Annotated in this window: 21 protein-coding genes; 12 read left to right on the forward strand and 9 right to left on the reverse strand. The window is 38.3% G+C overall.

What is annotated here, in order from left to right:
• Positions 1 to 112: 112 nt before the first annotated feature.
• Positions 113 to 1,783 carry a glutamine--tRNA ligase gene (glnS, locus tag LT090_RS07225; RefSeq protein ID WP_068545264.1) on the forward strand — a complete coding sequence of 557 codons (1,671 nt, stop codon included), beginning with the start codon at positions 113 to 115 and terminating at the stop codon, positions 1,781 to 1,783.
• 97 nt (positions 1,784 to 1,880) lie between these two features.
• Here the strand turns inward: glnS and LT090_RS07230 are convergent, their stop codons facing one another.
• The 3 genes from LT090_RS07230 to LT090_RS07240 form a co-directional block, all read right to left on the reverse strand.
• Positions 1,881 to 2,288, reverse strand: coding sequence for a DUF3718 domain-containing protein (locus LT090_RS07230; RefSeq protein WP_068545265.1), 408 nt, complete (start codon positions 2,286 to 2,288; stop codon positions 1,881 to 1,883).
• A 36-nt stretch (positions 2,289 to 2,324) separates the two neighbouring features.
• Positions 2,325 to 2,729, reverse strand: coding sequence for a DUF3718 domain-containing protein (locus tag LT090_RS07235; protein WP_068545266.1), 405 nt, complete (start codon positions 2,727 to 2,729; stop codon positions 2,325 to 2,327).
• 393 nt (positions 2,730 to 3,122) lie between these two features.
• Positions 3,123 to 4,976 (reverse strand): M2 family metallopeptidase, encoded by a 1,854-nt coding sequence (locus LT090_RS07240; protein WP_068545267.1) that lies wholly within the window; start codon positions 4,974 to 4,976, stop codon positions 3,123 to 3,125.
• A gap of 360 nt (positions 4,977 to 5,336) precedes the next feature.
• Here LT090_RS07240 and psrA point away from each other — a divergent pair, with 360 nt between their 5' ends.
• The 4 genes from psrA to LT090_RS17015 all read left to right on the forward strand — a co-directional run bounded on the left by psrA (position 5,337) and on the right by LT090_RS17015 (position 8,684).
• A complete protein-coding gene (gene psrA / locus LT090_RS07245) occupies positions 5,337 to 5,963 on the forward strand; it encodes a TetR family transcriptional repressor PsrA (protein WP_068545268.1) in 627 nt (208 codons plus the stop codon).
• A 5-nt stretch (positions 5,964 to 5,968) separates the two neighbouring features.
• Positions 5,969 to 7,000, forward strand: a complete 1,032-nt coding sequence (nagZ, locus tag LT090_RS07250) for a beta-N-acetylhexosaminidase (RefSeq protein ID WP_068545269.1) — start codon at positions 5,969 to 5,971, stop codon at positions 6,998 to 7,000.
• Positions 7,001 to 7,049: 49 nt separating this feature from the next.
• Positions 7,050 to 8,420: an SLC13 family permease gene (locus LT090_RS07255; protein WP_068545270.1), complete on the forward strand. Its 1,371-nt coding sequence runs from the start codon at positions 7,050 to 7,052 to the stop codon at positions 8,418 to 8,420.
• A 114-nt stretch (positions 8,421 to 8,534) separates the two neighbouring features.
• Complete coding sequence (locus LT090_RS17015) at positions 8,535 to 8,684, forward strand: hypothetical protein (RefSeq protein ID WP_157726594.1); 150 nt, start codon at positions 8,535 to 8,537, stop codon at positions 8,682 to 8,684.
• Positions 8,685 to 8,760: 76 nt separating this feature from the next.
• Here the strand turns inward: LT090_RS17015 and LT090_RS07260 are convergent, their stop codons facing one another.
• From LT090_RS07260 to nhaB, 3 genes are all read right to left on the reverse strand, one after another.
• Positions 8,761 to 9,189 (reverse strand): hypothetical protein, encoded by a 429-nt coding sequence (locus LT090_RS07260; protein ID WP_068545271.1) that lies wholly within the window; start codon positions 9,187 to 9,189, stop codon positions 8,761 to 8,763.
• 80 nt (positions 9,190 to 9,269) lie between these two features.
• Complete coding sequence (dsbB, locus tag LT090_RS07265; RefSeq protein ID WP_226996533.1) at positions 9,270 to 9,815, reverse strand: disulfide bond formation protein DsbB; 546 nt, start codon at positions 9,813 to 9,815, stop codon at positions 9,270 to 9,272.
• 48 nt (positions 9,816 to 9,863) lie between these two features.
• The gene (gene nhaB, locus LT090_RS07270) at positions 9,864 to 11,450 is read right to left on the reverse strand and encodes a sodium/proton antiporter NhaB (protein ID WP_068545272.1); all 1,587 of its coding nucleotides are present in this window, start codon (positions 11,448 to 11,450) and stop codon (positions 9,864 to 9,866) included.
• A 273-nt stretch (positions 11,451 to 11,723) separates the two neighbouring features.
• On the opposite strand from nhaB, the gene fadR reads away from it, so the two are divergent.
• The 4 genes from fadR (at position 11,724) to LT090_RS07290 (ending at position 14,456) form a co-directional block, all read left to right on the forward strand.
• Positions 11,724 to 12,434: a fatty acid metabolism transcriptional regulator FadR gene (fadR, locus tag LT090_RS07275; RefSeq protein WP_068545273.1), complete on the forward strand. Its 711-nt coding sequence runs from the start codon at positions 11,724 to 11,726 to the stop codon at positions 12,432 to 12,434.
• A 238-nt stretch (positions 12,435 to 12,672) separates the two neighbouring features.
• Positions 12,673 to 13,005 carry a Grx4 family monothiol glutaredoxin gene (locus tag LT090_RS07280; RefSeq protein WP_068545274.1) on the forward strand — a complete coding sequence of 111 codons (333 nt, stop codon included), beginning with the start codon at positions 12,673 to 12,675 and terminating at the stop codon, positions 13,003 to 13,005.
• An 82-nt stretch (positions 13,006 to 13,087) separates the two neighbouring features.
• On the forward strand, positions 13,088 to 13,693 hold the full coding sequence (locus tag LT090_RS07285) for a peroxiredoxin (RefSeq protein WP_068545275.1): 606 nt from the start codon (positions 13,088 to 13,090) through the stop codon (positions 13,691 to 13,693).
• A 364-nt stretch (positions 13,694 to 14,057) separates the two neighbouring features.
• The gene (locus LT090_RS07290; protein ID WP_068545276.1) at positions 14,058 to 14,456 is read left to right on the forward strand and encodes a hypothetical protein; all 399 of its coding nucleotides are present in this window, start codon (positions 14,058 to 14,060) and stop codon (positions 14,454 to 14,456) included.
• Positions 14,457 to 14,548: 92 nt separating this feature from the next.
• Here the strand turns inward: LT090_RS07290 and rnt are convergent, their stop codons facing one another.
• Positions 14,549 to 15,253 carry a ribonuclease T gene (rnt, locus tag LT090_RS07295; protein ID WP_068545277.1) on the reverse strand — a complete coding sequence of 235 codons (705 nt, stop codon included), beginning with the start codon at positions 15,251 to 15,253 and terminating at the stop codon, positions 14,549 to 14,551.
• A 299-nt stretch (positions 15,254 to 15,552) separates the two neighbouring features.
• On the opposite strand from rnt, the gene LT090_RS07300 reads away from it, so the two are divergent.
• Positions 15,553 to 17,424: a M1 family metallopeptidase gene (locus tag LT090_RS07300; protein WP_068545278.1), complete on the forward strand. Its 1,872-nt coding sequence runs from the start codon at positions 15,553 to 15,555 to the stop codon at positions 17,422 to 17,424.
• Between the two features lie 192 nt (positions 17,425 to 17,616).
• Here the strand turns inward: LT090_RS07300 and LT090_RS07305 are convergent, their stop codons facing one another.
• Positions 17,617 to 18,027: a hypothetical protein gene (locus LT090_RS07305; RefSeq protein WP_068545279.1), complete on the reverse strand. Its 411-nt coding sequence runs from the start codon at positions 18,025 to 18,027 to the stop codon at positions 17,617 to 17,619.
• An 86-nt stretch (positions 18,028 to 18,113) separates the two neighbouring features.
• Here LT090_RS07305 and LT090_RS07310 point away from each other — a divergent pair, with 86 nt between their 5' ends.
• The gene (locus LT090_RS07310; RefSeq protein WP_226996535.1) at positions 18,114 to 19,004 is read left to right on the forward strand and encodes an ATP-grasp domain-containing protein; all 891 of its coding nucleotides are present in this window, start codon (positions 18,114 to 18,116) and stop codon (positions 19,002 to 19,004) included.
• Positions 19,005 to 19,109: 105 nt separating this feature from the next.
• Here LT090_RS07310 and cysZ read toward each other — a convergent pair whose 3' ends face one another.
• Positions 19,110 to 19,880, reverse strand: a complete 771-nt coding sequence (gene cysZ / locus LT090_RS07315; RefSeq protein ID WP_226996537.1) for a sulfate transporter CysZ — start codon at positions 19,878 to 19,880, stop codon at positions 19,110 to 19,112.
• A 228-nt stretch (positions 19,881 to 20,108) separates the two neighbouring features.
• Between cysZ and smc the strand changes: the two genes are divergently transcribed.
• Positions 20,109 to 23,615, forward strand: a complete 3,507-nt coding sequence (smc, locus tag LT090_RS07320; RefSeq protein WP_068545280.1) for a chromosome segregation protein SMC — start codon at positions 20,109 to 20,111, stop codon at positions 23,613 to 23,615.
• Positions 23,616 to 23,625 lie beyond the last annotated feature (10 nt).

Raw genomic sequence — 23,625 nt, forward strand, 5'->3', positions numbered from 1 at the left:
TTCAACCCAAGATAATATTAACTTATTTATCTTAAGCGCTATTCGTTCTTTATAACTATTGATATAATGCGCCATTAATTTTTATTTTTTCTATTTTTCAGAGGTTCACTAGATGTCGGAAGTTGAAAACCGTCCTAGCAATTTTATTCGTAATATCATTGACGCAGATCTTGATAGCGGCAAGCACAACGAAATTCATACCCGTTTTCCGCCAGAGCCGAATGGTTTTTTGCATATTGGTCATGCAAAGTCGATTTGCTTGAATTTCGGTATTGCTCAAGATTATCAAGGAACATGTAACTTACGTTTTGATGATACCAATCCTGAAAAAGAAGACATTGATTACGTAGAAGCTATTCAAAAAGACGTTCAGTGGTTAGGTTTTGAGTGGAATAAAGAGATTCGTTATTCTTCAGATTACTTCGATCGTTTGTATGGCTACGCAGTAGAATTGATAGAAAAAGGTTTAGCTTATGTTGACTTCCTATCTTTTGATGAAATGCGTGAATACCGTGGCACGTTAAACAAGCCAGGTAAAAACAGTCCTTATCGAGATACGTCTGTTGAAGAAAACCTAGCTCATTTCGACAAAATGAAAAATGGCGAATATGAAGAGGGCACTTGTGCTTTACGTGCAAAGATAGACATGAGTTCTAGCTTTATGTGTATGCGAGATCCTGTTATTTATCGAGTTAAATTTGCCCATCATCATCAAACTGGTGACAAATGGTGTATTTATCCGATGTATGATTTTACCCATTGTATATCTGATGCCATCGAAGATATTACCCATTCGCTTTGTACATTAGAATTCCAAGATAACCGTCGTTTATATGACTGGGTGATTGAAAATATTTCAATTGAATCTACGCCTCGTCAATACGAGTTTTCTCGCTTAAATCTAGAGTATACGGTGATGAGCAAGCGTAAGCTTAACTCACTAGTAGAAGAAAACTTGGTAAATGGCTGGGATGACCCTCGTATGCCAACGATTGCTGCTTTTAGACGTCGAGGTTACACGCCCGCGTCGTTGAGAGAATTCGCCAAGCGCATTGGTGTGACAAAAATGGATAACACCGTGGAAATGGGCGTTCTTGAAGCGTGTATTCGTGAAGATTTAAATGACAATGCACCACGGGCGATGGCAGTTCTTGATCCAATTAAACTAGTTATTGAGAACTATGACGATAATAAAGTAGAAATATTATCAGTTAAAAACCACCCAAGTGATGAATCACAAGGGGCACGAGAAGTACCGTTCAGTAAAGAATTATTTATTGAAGCGGAAGATTTCCGTGAAGAAGCGAATAAGAAATACAAGCGTTTAGTAACAGGTAAGGCTGTACGTCTTCGTGGTGCTTATGTTGTCACTGCGACCGGTTGTGACAAAGATGCTGATGGTAATGTGACTACGGTTTACTGTACTTACAATAAAAATACCTTAGGTAAAAATCCAGAAGATGGAACCAAACCAAAAGGTGTTATTCATTGGGTGAGCGCTGCGCAAAGTATTACTGCTGAAGTTCGATTGTATGATCGCTTGTTTAATGTGCCAAACCCTAGTGCTGAAAGCGATTTCCATACGGTAATGAATCCAGAATCATTAGTTGTAATCGATAACGCTCGTGTAGAGCCTGCTTTAGCAAATGCTGAAGCCGAAAAAGCATACCAATTTGAACGTCAAGGCTATTTTTGCCTAGATAATAAAGATGCAACTGCAGATAAGTTAGTGTTTAACCGCACCGTTGGCTTGCGTGATACGTGGGCAAAAATAAACGGTTAGATTTTATAGGCTTGTTATTATAAAGCTGGTTAAATTAAGAAAGCCTGAGAATTTTTCTCAGGCTTTTTGCTTTTACTTGGCGGTTAAAATCACACTATCATTTTGCCGCAACCAAGATGGTTTGTAGTTCAGAATCTCGACTTGCATTCAGTTTTTTTATGCTTATTTCATTTACTGGTAGACGCATTTTTTTTGGCGCTTTTTTATTGAAATAACCAAACGTATCAACTGCTTGGTAAATTGCGGTGAAATTTACGAGATCCATATTGTTGCAACTAATTTTTAATATGACTTGGCGTATTTTTCCTTTCATGCTTTTTGCTTTAGTCGATATTTTGCTAATTGCCTCTTTTAATGCAAAAAGGTCGTTACTTGCCGCCGCAACACAAATTTGAGTTTCGAGAGAGTCATCATCAGCGATAAAGCTATATTGTGCGTATACTTTATTAGTGAATATAATCAATAAGGTGAAAAGACCCATCACAGCACATATTAATTTAAGCATTTGGATGCTCCTATTTGTTTGCCGTTTAAAATGATTTTAATTCGCCGAAACAATAATAGTTTGTATTGGAGCCTTAGCTCTGGCATTGATGTCTTCAATGCTAATTTCGTCGCTTGGTAGACGCATGTGTTTTGGGGCTTTTTTATTGAAATAATCAAATGTATCATTAGCATCAAAATTTGCAGCAAACTCCACTAAGTTCAAATCGTTGCATTGTATAGAAAGGGTCGCTACTCTTGCGCGTTTATTAGATTCTGTCGATACAAGGTATAATTTCTTTATCGATTTTTTTACCTGGCTTAAGTCGTTATTGCCAGTCGCTACACACAATTTTGTTGCTTGAGAGTCGTCTTTAGCGATGAAAACATACTTAGCTTGAATTGATTGTGAATAAGAAAGTAAGAACACAGCAGCACTAATCATTAGTGAAATGTTTTTCATGATTTATCCTTAAAAAATATGATGAATAGTTATTTATTCCTTTAACCTAATATAACGTTAACCTCCTGACGCTAATCTGCTATAGAGTTGTGAATTAACTACGATTTGAATACCAAAACTTATCAAAGTCTTTAGCTCAAAGTCTTTAACGCAAAATGTTCTAGGAATAGGAAGAGAGTAGGAGAGAAGGCTTATAGAAACAAATGATTAAACTAAGGAATATAGAATGTTTAAGTTATTTCTTATTAGTGTTTTAAGTTGCTGATATTAAATGGTATTTTTTTATTGATTAGTTTGCCCTTATAAAAAAATCAGGTATAAATTTGCTTTAAATATAAAAAAGCCTGAGTGAACTCAGGCTTTTATCTATATGGCTGAATTACTTAATTGTAATTAGAAACCACATTGGCGATCTTTATTTTTCTCGTCTAACCATACTTTAAGTGGGGCAAAGTAGTCTAGGACTGCACTTGCATCCATTTGCTCAGAGCCAGTAATAACTTTATGCGCTTGTTGCCAAGGTTGGCTTGCACCCATTTCAAGTACTTGATTAAGTTTAGCGCCAGCTTCTTTGTTATTGTAGATCGAACAGCGATGGATCGAACCCTCATTACCAGCGATTTCACATAACGATTTGTGGAACTCAAACTGCAAAATGTGAGCTAAAAAATAACGAGAATAAGGAACGTTTCCTGGTACGTGGTATTTAGCACCTGGATCGAAATCTTCTGCAGAACGTTCAATAGGTGCTGTAACACCTTGGTACTTCTCACGAAGCTCCCACCAAGCTGTGTTGTAATTCTCTGGTGTAATTTCACCATTGAATACTTTCCAACGCCATTGGTCAACTAATAAACCAAATGGGATGAAGGCGATTTTATCTAAAGCCATTTTCATCAATAAACCGATATCTTTCGACTCATCAGGCACTTTGTCAATTAAGCCGATTTCTTTTAAGTAACCTGGTGTTACTGAAAGGGCAATCGTGTCACCAATCGCTTCATGGAATCCATCATTTGCTGAGCCTTGGAAATAAACCGGCTGATCTTTGTATGCACGTTGATAAAAGTTATGTCCAAGCTCATGGTGAATGACGGAAAACTCTTCGCCAGTTTTTTGGATACACATTTTTATACGAATATCATCTTTAGCATCTAAATTCCATGCAGATGCATGACAAACAACGTCTCTGTCTGCCGGTTTAGTAAATAATGAACGCTGCCAAAATGTTTCTGGTAACTCATCGAAACCTAATGATGTAAAGAATTTTTCTGCACCTTTAACCATGTCAATTTCAGTGTATTCGTGTTTGATCAGTTGGTCAGTAACATTGTAACCGGGATCTGCATTTTCTGGAGCAACAACGTCATAGATATTACCCCAGCTTTGCGCCCACATATTACCTAGTAGGTGAGCAGGGATTGGCTGATCTAAAGGTACTTTGTCTTCACCATACTCTTCTGATAACTCAGCTCGAACATGACAGTGTAAGGCATCATATAACGGTTTTACCTGACCCCATAAACGATCCAATTCAACACCAAACTCATCAGCGGGCATATCGTAATTAGACCGCCACATAGCCCCTAAATCAGGGTAACCTAAACCTTGAGCACCTTCATTAGCAAGCTCAACTTCGCGCTCGAACAATGGTTTCATATCTGGGCTGATTTGACGCCAACCTTGCCAGACATCAAGTAGCTCGTCATAGTCTTTTGAGTTAGCCATAATTGCAGACATTTGGCCAAGGCTTAGTTTTTCGCCTTTAGCGTTAGTATAAGAGCCTTTGCCATACATGCCACCAAGCTCTGCAGCAATCTCCGCGAGCTCAGCACTTTTGGCTGAGTCTTGAGGCGCAGGAAGCACTAATGCTTGTTTTAAAATGCCAAGCTGACGTCGTTGCTCAGCTGTTACTTCAACATCATCGAATTTTGCCGCTTCTAGAGCAAAACGAACACCTGCTTCAGAATACTCTTGTGCTGCTTTAGCCGATAACGCCGCAGTGTCTTCAGTAATAAAGTTTTGATAAATCCACTCTATTTTTGAGCCTTCATTGTTAAGGCGTTCAAGTTCTTGTGCAGTTTGTGCCAAAAAATTGGTCACATCTGCCTGCGAATAAGATTGCTTTTCAGCGCTTTTTTCTCCGTTGGAAACTGTACTGTTTTGTTCTTGATTGCAACCAGTAACTGCAATCGAACCTGCTACTATTATTGCCGCAGCGGATAATTTGAATTTAGTTAACTTCATAGAGTATTTCTTTTAATTGTTGTGATTAAACGTATCTGGTACGAGTATATGTCAATCTTATTAAGAGAACAAAGACTAAAATGCGGTAAGCAAAAAAAGACCCAAAAGCCTTTTGACAGATCGAGCTAGTGGGTCCAGGGAGAATCGTTTTGTATGAAATTAAGTATGGTTTATAAACCATAATTTTTCCGCTTTTTCTTAGTTTTTTTGGTGGTTTTTTTGTTAGTATTTTTGCGGCAATAATAAATTGTTCAAAGTGCCGTTTTATTAATCAATAAATGGCTTGATACTTGACACTTTTATTTTGACCTGTCATTTTAAACGCATGTTTGATTACCTTAAGCTGTAGACGGAAAAGTCATGGATACGAAAACAAAAATATTGAATGCGGCGGAGCTTTTATTTGCCGATAAAGGTTTTACAACCACATCATTACGAGAAATAACTAGTGTCGCAGAAGTTAACTTGGCCGCGGTTAATTACCATTTTGGCTCAAAGAAAGAATTGATTAAAGCCCTTATGAAGCGCTATTTAGATCAGTTGTCTCCGTTGTTAACCAAAGCGCTGGAAGATGTTATGGCAGATGAGGATAAAAATGAACTTGAGCATGTATTCGATGCATTTGTTAAACCTTTATTGGCGCTAAATGAATTTAGAGAAAACGGAACGGCAATATTTTTACAGTTGTTAGGTCGAAGCTATACTGATTCGCAGGGTTTTTTAAGATGGTTTATCACTACTAATTACCCTGGTATTATCGATAACTTTGTAAAGGCTGTTCATCAAGCTTATCCAGAATTAACATCTGAAGATATATTTTGGCGCTTACACTTCACCATGGGGACAGCAGTATTTACCATGTCCTCTACTGGTGCCCTAATTGACATTGCCAAGAATGATTTTGATGCAGATGTTAATGTTGAGGGGGTGATAACTCGCATAATTCCTTATGTTGCAGCCGGCGTCGGCGCGCCAATTTCGCGTTAATTCAGATGTCATCATTAATGATAGATGTGCAAGGCACATCGTTAAATGAAGAAGATAAAGAGTTAATTCGTCATCCTAATGTTGCTGGGCTAATTCTATTCACCCGTAACTTTGAGTCTGTTGAACAGTTGACTGAGCTCAATATACAAATCAAATCTCATAACCCGAATATTTTAATCGCCGTAGACCATGAAGGTGGTCGGGTGCAGCGTTTTCGCGATGGATTTAGTAAAATACCAGCGATGGGGAGTATCTATAAATACGCCGCGCAGCATTTCAATACAGCGGAAGAAACCTTAGCTTTAGCAAAGAAAATTTCTTTGCATATGGGCTATTTAATGGCTGCCGAAGTTAGAGCTGTTGGTATTGATATTAGTTTTGCCCCTGTACTAGATGTTGATAATATTAGCGATGTTATCCTTGATAGAGGGTTTCATCGTCAACCTGAGATCGTTACGGATTTAGCGTTGTCGTTTATTGAAGGGATGAACAAAGCGGGAATGAAGGCAACGGGAAAACACTTTCCGGGGCATGGTAGCGTTAAAGAAGATTCTCATATTGCGATGCCAAATGATACCCGTAAGAAGGCTGATATTTTTGCCAATGATATGCAGGTTTTTAAAGATATCATTACCAGCGGAAAGTTAGACGCGATAATGCCTGCACATGTGATCTACCCAGATGTAGATGCATTACCTGTCGGTTTTTCTAAGTATTGGTTACAACAAGTATTGCGCCAAGAGCTTGGTTTTGAAGGTGTTATTTTTAGCGATGACTTGTCTATGCAAGGGGCGACCAGTGCCGGTAGTTACGCCGAGCGTTGTGAGGCTGCAGACAAAGCTGGTTGTGATATGTTGTTGGTTTGTAATGATAGAGTTGGACAAATACAAGCGATCGAACAGGCTAAGCTGACTTCATGCGAACAAAGTAATAAGCGTGTACAGTCGATGCTAAGTAAAAATGCCAATGAGTTATCAATGGTGAAGTTACAACAACAGCCGTTATGGCAAAATTGTCAGCGTTTTCTCAATAGCTAATAGTAGTTTCTAATAAAAGCATTTAATAATTATAAATTAAGGACATACCTTGAAAAAGCATCAGTTTATTTATTTGGCTCCAATTGTAGCCTTTATTTTTTACCTACTGATGCTTGCTTTGGGACTACCTGATAAAGCAGCAATCACTGCCGGTATTACCGTGCTGACTGTTTTATTATGGATAACAGAAGCAATTCCTATTCCTGCAACCTCAATTATACCTTTTGCGCTTTTACCATTATTTGGCATTGTTGATCATAAAACGGTAGCTTTATCGTTAGGCTCGCACGTTATCCTGTTGCTGATGGGCGCATTTATGCTGTCTAAGGCACTGGAAAAAAGTGGTGCTCACGAACGACTTGCGGTTTATATGGTACGAATTGTAGGCGCTCACAGCGCTAAACGACTGGTATTTGGGTTTATGCTAACAGCCGCTATCTTGAGTATGTGGATTTCTAATACTGCTACAGTTTTAATTATGCTACCAATTGCACTGGCAATACTGCAACACATTGATAATCAAAAACTTAAAGTAGCACTCATCCTAGGTATCGCTTACTCGTCGAGTGTCGGCGGTATTGGCACATTAATTGGCACGCCACCCAATGTAATCTTTGCAGGTATTTATGAAGAGTATACTGGCGTAGAGTTTGGTTTCTTACAATGGATGAAAATAGGCGTTCCTGTGGTGATGATTGCTATTCCTATAATGGCGTTATGGCTAACACGTAATATCCATTTAAACGACAAAATCGTCTTGCCTGAACATGGCCGTTGGCGTAAAGAGGAATCACGCACATTGTTGGTATTTGGATTAACGGCATTGGCGTGGATATTTAGAAAAGAACCATTTGGCGGTTGGAGCGGTTTTTTTGATATCAATATCGCAGGGGACAGCACCGTAGCTCTATCGGCCGTTGTATTAATGTTTATGATCCCAAATGGTAAAGGCTCAAGGTTACTTGATTGGGATACGGCAAAAACAATCCCTTGGGGCATGTTATTGTTATTTGCTGGCGGTATTGCTTTAGCTAAGGGCTTTGTTGCCTCTGGCTTGAGCGATATGCTTGGTAATTGGTTAAGCGATTTAGCCAATATGCCATTACTGCTAACACTATTGATTATCTGTTTAGTGGTCACTTATCTTACGGAAATTACCAGTAATACCGCGACAGCGACACTGCTTATGCCTATTTTGGCTGTTGCAGCCGTAGCATCAGGGTTTGACGCCAAAATGTTTATGGTGCCAGCTGCGATGTGTGCCAGCTGTGCATTTATGCTACCAGTAGCTACTGCGCCAAATGCAATTGCTTTTGGCACAGGTGAAATAGAAATAAAAGATATGGTTAAACAAGGCGCGATATTAAGTGTCTTGGTCTCTTCAATTGTTGCCATCGTTTGTTACGCTTTACTTACCTAAATAGCGTTAATTTTATTCCTCTAATCAATGATACTTATATAATTTCAATTGCTTATGGTAGTTGAAATTATTCTGCGTTATAAATATGTGCCTCACTTTTAAGGAACTTAATAAGTGAACAAAAAAGGAATGTGTTTCAATAATTTACTTAAGGAATTTAGCGAACGCATTGAATTAGCGAGAGAGTACTTGAAAAAAATATTCTTAAAAATCAGCGCTGGTGAATTATCTACGAGAGTATTAGACAACAAAAGCGCTATCTAATTATTTAGCCTAGCGTAAATACCTAAAGTTAAAAAAACATCAAATATGATGGTGTTTTAGTTTTGATTATATTGGATTAAGAAATCCAGTCATTTTCCTTTGCTTTACAGCTTAACCACACTAACCCAATTGCAATAATAATAACCATTATTGGCATTATCGTACCGCCGGGGCCAAAGACTTCCCATGAATTTGCAAGAAAATAAGCATGAAACATTTGCACGATAATTGCAGCAAGTGAAGCCATCAATACCGGTTTTGCTAAGGCATTTTTTAGTACCAATAATAACGATCCTAAAGCACCACCACAAACAGCAATAGCAAAGGCAACGACTGCCCAAAAGGGTGTGGCCGCGTAGATGTCTTGTTGCGCTTGTGGCAGACTTGCCATGGCATCTGCATTCATTGTTGGGCCAAAGAAAAAGGCTGCAACGCCGAGTAGGTTCCATATAAGAGCAAATACTGCGACAAAAACGAACCATTTAGGTGCTATAGAGTTATTCATAATATTCTCCTGTAGCACCTAGATAGGTTTTGTTGTTATTTATTAACTTCGTCTTTATTAACTTACTAGTTGTTAATGTATTAGGTGCTTTTATTGTTATTAACTATTCCTACTATACGAGCGATAAAGAAAATAGCAAATAACAAAACATAAACACCATAATTAACAATCATCCATTGTGGCATTGAGTAGCCTAATAATGACCAATTAATTTTGCCGCAATCGCCGGTAGCTTCAAATACGGCTGGAAACCATTCGTGGATGGGCATCCAACTTGGGAAGTTCGGAAAAATATCACAAGTATAAAATAAAGATCCTGCATTTGCTTGGATTTCGACGTGCTCAAGGGCGAGCTGTAATCCCCAGATAGCGCTTATTGCCCATACAGTGAAAGCAACCAGACGTATCGGCATATACTTGTTACCGATGGCGCCAATAACGCCTGCGATGATTATACCTAATATGGCCACTCGTTGGTAAATGCACATTATGCAAGGCTCTAGACCCATTCCATATTGAAAGTACAAAGCGATCAACTCTAAGCCTAGCGCTGATGCTGCTAGTAACCACCAAGATAATGGGGTTAGGGCAAAATCATTTAATTTTTTTAACATTTTCACTTCCATAAAAAAGCGCTCAAATGAGCGCTAGTTATTCGATTTTCATCAATCCGACTAATGACTGCTAGAGCCGCCGCCATCAGAAATGGCATGATGGTGAATTAAACCCATGTCATAAAACATGTCGGTATACTCAACTAACATACCTGAATAAATCGTAATTAAGCCAACTAAGGTTAATACTACTGTGTAAGGTATAGCCATGTAAACCATACGACCGTACGATAAACGAATTAACGGAGCAATAGCTGAAGTTAATAAGAATAGGAACGCAGCCTGACCATTAGGAGTTGCTACAGAAGGTAAATTTGTACCTGTGTTAATTGCTACGGCAAGCATATCAAATTGATCACGAGTGATTTGACCTTCAAGTAATGCTTTTTTCACTTCAGTGATATAAACAGTACCAACGAATACGTTATCGCTTACCATCGACAATACGCCATTTGCTAGGTAGAACATCACTAATTGCATATTTCCTTCAAAAGTTAATACCCAACTGATCACCGGTGTGAATAATTGTTGGTCGACGATAACCGCAACGACCGCAAAAAATACTGCTAGTAATGCTGTAAATGGCAGTGCTTCTTCAAACGCGTGTCCGATTTGATGTTCTTCGATAACACCAGTGAATGATGTTGCAAGAATAATAACGGTTAAACCAATTAGCCCTACAGCAGCTAAATGCATCGCTAAACCAACAATTAACCATATTGCAATTGCACCTTGTGCAACTAACTTAGCTTTGTCAGCCATGGTTCTATTTTTGGTTTCTTCAGCATCAAAATCGACAAGTATCTTACGAACATTATCTGGCAATGCAACGCCATAAGAGAACACCTTGAATTTTTCAACTAAGAAACAGGTTAACAGGCCACAAAATATCACCGGTATCGTTACTGGTGACATACGGATTGCAAATTCTGCAAATTCCCAACCGGCTTGTTGACCAATAATAAGGTTTTGTGGTTCGCCGACGATGGTCATTACACCGCCAAGTGCAGTACCTACACCTGCATGCATTAATAAGTTTCTCAGGTACGCGCGAAAATCTTGTAGATCTTCACGAGAATAATCAGGCAGTTCATGATCTGATGTGTGATCATGGCTGCCATGACTCGGGGCACCAGAAGCGACTTTGTGATAGACAGAATAAAAACCAACGGCAACACTTATGATTACGGCGATTACAGTTAACGCGTCTAGGAATGCCGATAAGAATGCGCTTGAAAAACAGAAAAGCAACGACACGACAATTTTCGACTGTACTTTTGTAATGATTTTGGTAAACAAGAATAAAAGTAAGTTTTTCATGAAATAAATACCGGCAACCATAAAGATAAGCAGTAATAGCACTTCATAGTTAACAGTTAATTCATGCAAAACAGTTTTAGATGACGTCATGCCAATGGCGACAGCTTGTATCGCCAATAAACCGCCGGGTTGTAATGGGTAACATTTTAACGCCATAGCCAAGGTGAAAATGAATTCTAGTACCAGAGCCCAGCCCGCTATATATGGAGAAATAAGGAAAAACAGGATTGGATTTAAGATTAAAAAACCAATGATTGTTAACTTATACCATTTAGGTGCTTGACCTAAAAAGTTACGATAAGTTGCGTCTAAAAATGACTGTTGCATTGTGTGACCCTGAGAGTAAGTTGATTGAAACTTTTCTATGTGTAATATTTTGCGGCGTATTTTATGCTTTATACAACGTTCGGTAAATAGCTAATTACGATAAAAAACGCCTAATTACGACTAATTGATTACAACTGCTCGATAATTACTTGACATACTCTGGTACAATCAGTTTATATTACTAAAACGAGTAAGTTTCCTCAGTTTTAAGTAAGCGAAAACAATCAAGAAAAATTTTACTTAATTCAGACACTTCCAACATTGGAATAATTAATGGTAATTAAAGCACAGAGTCCGGCAGGTTTTGCCGAACAATACATTGTAGAGTCGATTTGGAATGGTGGATTTCCTCCAGGTTCGATTTTACCCGCAGAACGAGAGTTATCGGAACTCATTGGTGTTACACGAACTACGTTACGCGAAGTTTTACAACGTCTAGCGCGAGATGGATGGTTAACTATCCAGCATGGAAAGCCAACTAAAGTTAATGATTTTTGGGAAACTTGTGGATTAAGTATCTTAGGTAAGTTAGCTGAATTGGATCAATCCGGTATTCCTGATTTAGTAGATAATTTACTTTCCGCTCGTACTAATATTAGTGCTATTTATGTCCGTGCAGCTGTGAAAGCAAACCCAGAAAAAGTAGTTGAACTTCTGAAAAAGTGTTTGGATGCAAGTGAAGATGGCGAAGAGTTTGCGGAAAATGATTATCAGTTACATCACGATTTAGCATTAGCGTCGAATAACCCTATATATGTATTGGTTTTAAATGGTTTTAAAAATTTATACTCACGTTTAGGCGGTTTGTATTTTGCTAATGAAGAAGCGAGAGCGCTAACATTAGAGTTTTATAAGTCATTAATCGAACTTGCATCTAATAATCAATTTAATGAATCGGTTGTTGCGGTGCGTAATTACGGTGTTGAGTCAGCAAAAGTATGGAACGAGCTAAAAGGTGATGTTTTAAGCGAGCTCGCCAATTAATATAAACCGAATATATAATTAATTAGTGAATAAGGAGCCATTAGGCTCCTTATTTTATGGCTCAAAGAAAGACGTTAATTAATAGCAGCATAAGCCTAATCGAAAAAATTATTGCAACTAATCGAAAAAACCTGATAAACATTACGATAAATTTATTGTTCTTAATGTTGAAATAAACGTAAAATGCCCAATCTAGATATATAACGGTATGTCTGCCTATCGAATAATCGAGGAATCTATGGAAACAATTGACAAAATCAAGCAACAAATTTCTGAAAACCCAATCCTTCTCTTCATGAAAGGTTCTCCAAAATTACCAAGCTGTGGTTTTTCATCACAAGCGTCTCAGGCATTAATGGCATGTGGCGAAAAGTTTGCTTATGTTGATATTTTATTAAACCCGGAAATTAGAGCCGAATTACCAAAGTATGCTAATTGGCCAACGTTCCCTCAACTATGGGTTGAAGGCGAGCTAATTGGTGGTTGTGACATCATAATGGAAATGTACCAACAAGGTGAATTGCAACCTCTTATAAAAGAAACGGCAGATAAATTTAAAGACGCTGAATAAGTAAACGCTTTAACAAAAAATTAATGTTAGGTAATGGCAAAGCCATTACTCCAATAAATACAAAACCATAACGGAGAAAAATATGAGTGTATTAGTAGGTCGTCCAGCACCAGACTTCACAGCAGCAGCAGTATTAGGTACTGGTGAAATTGTTGATAACTTCAACTTAACTGAAACAATTAAAGGTAAAAAAGCGGTAGTATTTTTCTACCCACTAGATTTTACTTTCGTATGTCCTTCAGAGTTAATAGCTTTCGATCACCGTATTGAAGAATTCAAAAGCCGCGGCGTTGAAGTAATTGGTGTATCAATTGATTCTCAATTCTCACACAATGCATGGCGTAACACTCCAGTAAACGAAGGTGGTATTGGTCCAGTTAAATACACTTTAGTTGCTGATGTTAAACATGAAATCTGTCAAGCATACGATGTTGAGCATCCAGGTGCTGGCGTTGCATTTCGTGGTTCATTCTTAATTGATGAAGAAGGCAACGTACGTCACCAAGTAGTAAATGATCTTCCTCTAGGTCGTAACGTTGACGAAATGTTACGTATGATCGACGCATTACAATTCCACCAAGATCACGGCGAAGTTTGTCCAGCTGGTTGGAACAAAGGTGATGCAGGTATGACTGCTAGCCCAGATGGTGTTGCATCTTACCTTAACGACAACGCTGACAAGTTATAATACTCGTTAACGTTGATTGGACTCGCCATCATTTACCGGTGAGTCACTTATAATTGAAGCGCTCGATACTTGTATCGAGCGTTTTTTTTATGCCTCAATGTGAAATAGGGTGATGATGCTATAGGTATAGGTATCGCTAAGTAAATGCTCATAGTTCAAACAGAAATTCATTAACAATTGTTTAACATTATTTGTGGCTTTAGATTGAAATTTTGCCATAGTTTTATATAATCAACTTTCATTATATTTAATCGATATAATGAGGGAATGGGATGTTTTTATGAGTTTGAAAGTTTTGTAAACTACTTAATCAAGCAAACTCTGACACTGGATAAAAAACTAATTAGCTCGACGGAATGAAGCAATGTACCTAAGTAAATCTTTATATGAGAAAACGCCGTTTTTGTATGTAGCACTTGCTGCATATGTCTTTTATACTCAAAACTCATTCATCGCGATATTTGCATCTTCCATACTCTATCTAGCTGCCGCCGTAATTTGGATAAAACGTTCTGATCATCGCCGTAAAAATAGAATTTTACAGACATTAAATCATTTCAAGATACCGCAGCTAATCTACGAGTTTTACCCGTTTTTGTTCTTAGCAATTTTTGCCGCAATAATTAAATACAGCCAGCAAGCCTGGGTGTTAGCAGTAGGATTACTGCTTGCTTTAATCGCAATAAAAAACCTGATAATGCGACACCAAGCAAGAATTAACCCGGTAAAGCTAGGAAAAAATTTCACCCATAAATCTGACTGAATTCGACTTTTACTTTTAGAATAAAAAGCTTGTTGTTTATAAAACAACTAGCCTTTCTTTTTTTAAGTTAATAAACTTTTGATTGAAATGAGTTATTCGACGCTTTTCGAGCTTTCTTTATCATTCATAGCAAGATCACTTTCATCGTCATTAGCTGCTAATGGCCAACCACCGAGTTGCTGCCATTTATTGACGATATAGCAAAATAGCTCTGCCGTTTTTTCGGTATCGTAAAGCGCTGAATGCGCTTCTTTATTGTTAAAATCTATATTTGCACTCATACAGGCTTTTGCTAATACAGTTTGACCAAGAGCAAGCCCAGCAAGGGTGGCTGTATCAAAACTGGCAAATGGATGGAAAGGACTGCGCTTGATATTGCAACGCTCCGTCGCTGCATTAACAAAGCCTAAATCAAAGGCGGCATTATGGGCTACCATGATAGCTCTTTGGCAACCATAGTGCTTCATTTCTTTGCGTACTCGTTTGAACATTGTTTTTAATGCTTCATCTTCTTCGACCGCAGCACGCAATGGGTTATAAGGATCAATTCCAGTAAAATCTAATGCAGATTGTTCTAAATTAGCACCTTCGAACGGCGAGACGTTAAAGTGAATCGTTTCTTTAATAGATAATAAGCCGGTATCTTCATCCATATGTAAGACACTCGCGGCCATCTCTAATAAAGCATCTGTATTGGCATTAAATCCTGCTGTTTCAACATCAATGACGACGGGGTAATAGCCGCGAAATCGTTGCGCAAATATAGATTTAGTATTTTCTGTTTTAACGTCGGTCATGTTTTAACTTTACTCAAGAATAGTGGGGCGATTATCGCAGAATTCTCTAACGATACCAAACTGAAATAATGTTTATGGTGGTAAAATTTGTCTGTAATGAAATATTTACCTTCTTGTGGTTACTGTTGCGCCAAATGTTAGATTAATTATTTGAGCGATGATTGACTCATCCATGCAGCACTGTAAACTTAGCCGCGATATATAATAACAAATCTTTGTTCAGTTACTGATGTTTTACTATGTTTATTAACACAAATATCAATTGAACAAATTTGCTTTTTAATTTTTTAGGAAAATTTATGATTAAATCATTTGCACGTTTAATGATTGCCGTTACGTTAATGAGTAGTGCACTACTGAGCAGTGCATTGGTTAGCGCTAAAGTAAACGATGACTTAACTTATGCTAACTATGACCAAGTGAAAGTAAAACACGTTTATCTTGATCTGAACGTTGATTTTGACAATAAGGCATTGGTTGGATTTGCTGATCTTGAATTAAATTGGTTAACTGCGGACACAACCAAAGTGATGTTAGATACTCGCGATCTTGTGATCGAGCGAGTGATGGTGAAAACATCTATCAATACTTGGAAAGCAGTAAATTACGATTTGGCTAAACGCGATGATGTAATGGGGGCCAAGTTAACCATTGACCCAGGTTTCCAAGCTAAGACTATACGAGTATATTATCAGTCAACGGAAAAAGCATCAGGTTTACAATGGCTATCCGAAGCTCAAACTGCTGGCAAAAAGCATCCGTTCATGTTTAGCCAAAATCAGGCTATTCACGCTCGTAGTTGGATACCTATCCAAGATACACCAGCAGTTCGTTTAACCTATACAGCTCGCATTCGCACTGATAAAACGTTATTAGCGGTGATGAGCGCAAACAATGAACCTGACACAAAGAAAGATGGTGACTATTTCTTCTCAATGCCACAAGCAATCCCACCGTATTTGATCGCTATTGGTGTTGGAGACCTAGAGTTTAAGGCTATGAGCGAACAAACTGGCGTATATGCGGAAGCTTATATTTTAGATGCGTCAGCCGCAGAATTTAATGATACGCAAGCGATGATCACTGCATCTGAAAAATTGTACGGTGAGTATCGCTGGGGGCGTTATGATCTACTAATTCTACCGCCAAGCTTCCCATTCGGTGGTATGGAGAACCCACGTCTATCATTTATTACTCCAACAGTTGTTGCCGGCGATAAATCTTTAGTTAACCTTATTGCCCATGAATTAGCACATTCATGGTCAGGTAATTTAGTGACCAATGAAAGCTGGCGTGACCTTTGGTTAAATGAAGGTTTCACCTCTTACGTAGAAAATCGCATTATGGAAGAAGTATTTGGCGACGAGCGTGCGGTAATGGAGCAAGTGTTAGGCGTTGCCGATTTACATGGCGACATTGAAGATTTGCCTGCCAATGACACTGTTTTATTCCTCGACCTGCAAGGACGCGATCCTGATGCTGCGTTTAGTGGTGTACCGTACGTCAAAGGTCAGTTATTTCTAATGTTCTTAGAGCAGAGTTTTGGTCGTGATAAGTTTGATCCATTTGTTTTAAGTTACTTTAATCATTTTAGTTTTCAGTCAATTGGCACAGATGATTTTTTAACGTATTTAAATCAACACCTAATTAATAAATACCCTGGTATTGTTAGTCAGGAAGAAATCAACGAGTGGGTATTTGGCCAAGGATTACCAGAGTCTGTACCTGCACCTCAGTCGGATGTGTTTACTAAAGTAGATAATTATTCTGCACAATGGAATAAAGGTGACATTAGCTTAACTGATATCCCTACCAGTAATTGGACTGTGCATGAGTGGTTATACTTTATAAATGGTTTAGACCGCGATTTAGATAACAGTAAGATGGCTGACCTTGACCAGGCATTTAAACTAACCACAAGTACAAATGCGGAAATTGCCCATGCCTGGTATCTACTAGCATTAAACACTGGTTATGATGTAATCACACCACAATTAGAGCAGTACTTAATTTCAATAGGCCGTCGCAAGCTGATTGTGCCGCTATATAGAAAATTAGCAGAAAGTGAAGAAGGGTTAGCATTCGCGCAAAAAGTGTTTACGGTCGCAAAACCGGGCTATCATCCACTAGCACAAGGTACCGTTGGCGATATTCTATATCCTACTAAGTAATAGTTGCCTAGTTTATAAATTAGTTTAAAGCTAACTTAAATGGCTAGAGTAAACAGCTAACGTAAAAAGGGACTCATAGTTAAACTATGAGTCCCTTTTTGTTTCACAAATTCCTTTATCACACCTTTGGAGTCACTGCGAAAAGAAAAACTGTTGCTAACAGTTTCTTAATTAATGAGTTTTATTTGAACGCTATTGCTCAGCAACTGTATTTGCTTCTTCCGCTTTTTCCTGTTCAACAATAACGTCAACTTCTCGGTGGTTATTTTGCTTGGCCACAATTACTCTGATGTTATGGTTCATGTGCTGATATTTTAGCTCTAAACGACCGTATTGAGTTTGTTCCGATACTGGCGCGCCGTATTGGTTTTGATAAAACTCTTGGATTTGGGCAAAACTATTTTTAGTAAAATAGTTGACCATCGCTGGGTATTTGTCATCAAATTTTGAAAATACTTGCGCACCTTCAACGGTTGCTAACTCGACAGTTACCACCGACTCTGCCACGTTGGCATTTTCAGGGGGTGTATTTGCGGTTTCAGCGAAGGCAATTGTTGATAAACAACACAAGCTAATGGCGATAATTGATTTTTTAACAGTCATGAATAGTTTCTTTTTGTTATCTTCTTCATTTAATTTAAAGTTTTTCGTACTATAACGTCAAGTTTATTATCAATTTTGGAACTATTTTGTCTAATTTAAAAAAATGCGCAGTGCTTACTATGGATTGTCTCGATGATTTTGAAGCGTATGATCACTTACTTGATCAACCTCTTAAGACACTCGGCTGGCAAACAGAGCTCGTCTCTTGGCGAAAAGACGGTGTGTGTTGGGATAATTATGATGTCGTACTGATCCGCACACCGTGGGATTACCAAGAAGATGCTACGCTATTTTTAAACGTGTTGCAGCAAATTGAAGACTCAACCGCGATATTGGAAAACAATATTGATATCGTTCGCTGGAATATCAACAAAAACTATCTGCAAGAATTACAATCCTCAGGCGTTACGATTGTGCCAACCTTATTTTTAACGCAATTTAACAGTGCCGATGTAGCAGGCTACTTTGAACATTTTAATGTTGATCAAATCGTATTGAAACCAAATGTATCAGCCAATGCCGATAATACCTTTTGGTTAACAAAACAAAATTATAAAGATTTTACTACTGAGTTAAGCAAAGCATTTGAACGTCGAGAGTTCATGGCGCAACCTTTTATTGAAAGTGTTATCACTGAAGGAGAGTTCTCCTGTTTCTACTTTGATGGTGTTTATAGCCACAGTATTTTGAAAACGCCTAAAAACGGTGACTTTAGAGTACAAGAGGAACATGGTGGACGCTTAACTCTTATTGAGCCAGAAAGTAAGTTAAAGCAACAAGCAAGCCACGCAATAAAGCAGCTTAATGAAATACCTATGTATGCGCGAGTCGATTTTGTTCGATTGGGTGACGAATTTGCGATGATGGAAGCTGAGCTTATTGAACCGTCTTTGTATTTTAATATGGATGAAAATGCCGCACCACTTTTTGCCCGCTTATTTGCTAAACGTATGGCAGAAAAACATAACATTAAATAACCCGTATAAGGCCGTTAGGTAATCTTGTTGAGGTAATTGATTTTTGTACCGGGTTTAACCGGTACAAATAGTTAGCAATAAAAGGCTTATATTTAAGGTGGCGACCTAGGTATAGTCTTTTCTTAAATGATCAACCCACATCGCTGTTGCGCCACATATAGCGACAGGCATTACAACTAGGTTTATCACCGGGATCATGGCAAATAAGGTTACGGTTAAGCCAAAACTAAAGCTCTTGCCTTTATGTTCGGCCAATTTGAGTCGCATTTCATCAAAGCCTACTTTGTGATTGTCAAACGGGTAGTCACAATATTGTACTGCCATCATCCAAGCCACAAATGCAAACCATATGACTTGGCCAACAAAAGGGATAAACCATAATATAATGAAGAACCCAATAGCGCGCGGTAAGTAATAAACTAATTTTCGCCATTCTCTGGCTAAGGTTCGTGGGATATCTTTTATCACATCCATAAAACCACCGTCATCAATAGATTTTCCTGTTAATAAGCGTTCCATCTTTTCACTAAGTAGACCGTTAAAGGGCGCAGCAAGCCAATTTGCGACGGTAGAAAATAAAAATGAAAAACAGACTAGGGCAGTAAAATATAATACTGGGATGGCAATATAGGTGAGCCATTTGAAGAAGTCTGGTAACCAATTCTCAAACGCTACTACCCATTCGTTAATGTATAAGGTTAGATAATAAAATGCGAAAGAGAATAATATTAAATTTACCATTAAAGGGATAAATACGAAGCGACGAATTCCCTTGGTTTTGATTAATGAAAACCCTTTAACAAAGTATCCCGCACCGCTTTTAGCAATTGGTTCATGTAAATTTGTTGATGATGTATACACTAAATCGTCTCGCAATTTAAAACTCCATTTTTATATAAAGTATAAAACTTTATTACAAGTAATATAGATAATGAATAATTGTAAGCAATTTGCCAATAATTACCTACTGCTTTTATGTTACAAACCATGAATATATTTGATATGGTAATAACTAAGACCAGAACACATCGTTATCGTCTCTTAGAGCCGCTGGTTTGGTCAATAAAATAACAATACTAATTAATACGATTACTCATTGAATAAATGCGCTTAAAACAAATCAAACTTGCTGGTTTTAAATCTTTTGTCGATCTCACTACGGTGCCATTTCCACAGAAGATGACGGCTATTGTCGGGCCTAATGGTTGTGGTAAGTCTAATATAATCGATGCTGTGCGTTGGGTGTTAGGTGAGAGCTCCGCTAAGAACCTGCGTGGCGATAGTATGACCGATGTTATCTTTAACGGTTCATCGGCCCGTAAACCGGTAGGCCAAGCGAGTGTCGAATTGTTGTTTGATAATAGCGACCATCGAATCACCGGCTCGATGGCTGATAGAAATGAAATATCCATTCGCCGTGTGGTCAATCGAGATTCGCAAAACACTTACTTTCTCAATGGTTCAAAATGTCGCCGTAAAGATATTACCGACATATTTTTAGGCACTGGTTTAGGTCCACGAAGCTACGCAATCATTGAGCAGGGCACTATTTCGAAATTAATTGAATCTAAACCGCAAGAACTGCGAGTGTTTATTGAAGAAGCCGCCGGTGTATCTAAATACAAAGAACGTCGTCGAGATACTGAAACTCGTATTCGTCATACCCGAGAAAACTTGACTCGCTTAGCAGATATAAGACAAGAACTTGCAACTCAACTAGAGCACTTACATGGTCAGTCTCAAGCTGCAATTCGATTTAAGTCGCTAAAAGCGGAAGAGCGTAAATTAAGAGCCGAATTAGCGGTATTAAAATACTTAAAGTATCAAAGCAAAGTAGATGGCTTTAATAAACAACAGCTCAAACTAAACACTGAATTAGAGTCGTGGGTTGCAAAGCAGCGTGAGGCCGAACTGGCGATTGTTCAGGCGCGTGAAAATCAAGATAAAGATGGCGATCAATTAGCCAAACAACAGCAGCAAAAATTATCGATTACCGCAAAAATATCGCACATTGAGCAAGATCTTAAACACAGCCAACAACGAAAATTATCGATAAAGGACGATATACAGCGGATAACGTCGAATTATAACAGTACCAAACAACATTTAAATTCACACCAACAAACGCAAAAAGAGCTAGCGGTGAAATTACTACAAGTAACTCCTGAGTTAAGCTCTAGTGAACAACAATTAGCTCAATGTGAACAAGATATTGCACAGTTGCAGCTAAAGCTGGAATCATGGCAAGCCGATTACAACATCTTTTTGCAACAACAGATGACGGAAGAAAATGAACGCAGTTTAATCGCTGAAAAAATCAAACTCGGGCAAGATTTACTGGCTAAGACAAAGCAGCAATGCATCGCTTTGCAACAACAAAAGCAAGCAATTGACCTTGAGCAATTGTCTGATGATTTGAGCAAGGCAAGAAACATTTTAGACGAGCAAGATATTTTAGTTAGTGATGCTAATGAACAACTGGCACTAAGTGATGCAAACCTTTTAACGGCAAAAGAAGCACTTGAAGTAGCGACTCAATCATTTAATGACGGCAAAATGATGCATCAAAATCTTGAGTCAAAACAAGATTTATTAACTGAGCTAAATGACAAAAAGGCTGATTGGCAAGTTGCGCAACAGCAGCATTTGCAGCAATTAGGTTTTAATGATTCGACAACACTGCTTAAACAGTTAACGGTGTCATCGGGTTGGGAGTTAGCTGTTGAGATGGCTTTGGGCTATTGGCTCAATGCTAACTGTATTGAGCAGCTGTCTGCTCAAATGCTCGAACAAATAGGGTTAGCGTCTGCAGCTATTATTTCTGTCGATAATAAAATGTCCGAAAACCCTGATAAAAAAGCAATTAAACCAGGTACTTTAGCTGAGCAAGTCTCTGGTCAACACCCATTTAATTATTTGTTAAACAATATATTTGTAGCCAAAGATGAAGCCAGTGCTAGAGCTATATTACCGAGCTTAACGGCAGAGCAATCAGTAATTTGTAAACACGGGGTTTGGTTTAGCAAAAAGTGGTATCGCAAAGGTAGTTTAAATGAGCAAAGTGGTGCGTTAGAAAGAGAAAACGAACTTAAAACTATCGCCATTGAAAAATCTAATGTCAGCAATGAACTAACGCTTTATCAACGACAGCTTGAACAGCGAGAGATTGAATTGAAAGCTGTTGAAAGTGAAAATCGTCATCTTAGACAGCATCTACAAACCAGCCAGCTTGATGCGGAAAAACAACGACAACACGTAAGTTACTTAGAAAATGAATTAGAGCAAAAGTTAAACCTATCGAAAACATTGGCTCAACAACTTTCTGATATTGAGCAGTCACTAGTGAGCGATAGCGCCCAGCTAGAGATACTGTTAACGCAGCAAAAACGCTTTCAAAATCAGAAACCAAATTCATCAGCAGAAGAAAAACTGCTGAAACAAAAACAAGAGCTGGCATCGAAGAATAGTCAAAAGGTAGAGCAACGCAGCGAAATACAAGAGCGTGTTCAGCAATTCAAACTTGCCATAGAGCGCGCGAGCACGCAAAAACACTCTGTAGAAGTCAGCATTACCCGTGAGCAACAACAGTTAGATGAGCTAAGTCAACAGCAGCAAAAACTGCTTAAACAGCAAGATGAAATCGAGCAACCACTTGATAGCAAAAAACAGCAGTTACAACAATTATTAGAACAATCGACAACGCTTGATAATGATATTCAATTACTGCATCAAAGTATGGCTAAATCCAATGCGCAAATTGATGAATTTAATATTGGTCAGCATAATGTTGTCGAAAGTATAAGCAATTGCCGTGATAAGTTGGCATTAATCCAAGTGGAAGCTGAAAATTATCGTGTTCGTAGTAAAACAATACTTGAGCAATTGTCCGAAATGCAGCAAACTCTTGAACAGGTTCTTGAATGTTTGCCTGAAAGTGCAAAAGAGTCGCAATGGCAAGTTAAATTAGCCAGAGTGAATAAAAGCATTTCGCAATTAGGGGCGATTAATTTAGCGGCGATTGATGAGTTTGAACAGCAATCACAACGAAAAGAATTTTTAGATAGTCAAAATGACGATCTTGAAGCAGCGCTAAGTACATTAGAAGCTGCAATAAATAAAATAGATAAAGAAACCAGACAAAGATTTAAAGATACCTTTGAACAGGTAAACAGTGATCTAAAAGTACTGTTTCCAAAGGTGTTTGGTGGTGGTAGCGCCTACCTTGACTTAACCGGAGAAGATTTACTCGATACCGGTGTAACAATCATGGCTCGACCGCCAGGCAAAAAAAATAGTACGATTCACCTACTTTCAGGTGGCGAAAAAGCGCTAACCGCATTATCATTGGTATTTGCGATTTTCCGTTTGAATCCGGCGCCATTTTGTATGCTTGATGAAGTAGACGCGCCACTTGATGACGCAAATGTGAATCGTTTTTGTAAACTGGTCGAAGAAATGTCTCAAAGCGTTCAGTTTATCTATATAAGTCATAATAAAATAGCTATGGAGATGGCTTCACATTTAACTGGTGTCACTATGTTTGAACCTGGAGTTTCACGCATGGTAGCCGTAGATATTGATGAAGCAGTCGCGATGGCAGAAGCAGTATAAGCAGGCTTGG

The organism is Thalassotalea crassostreae (genome assembly GCF_001831495.1).
Taxonomy (GTDB): Bacteria; Pseudomonadota; Gammaproteobacteria; order Enterobacterales; family Alteromonadaceae; genus Thalassotalea_A; species Thalassotalea_A crassostreae.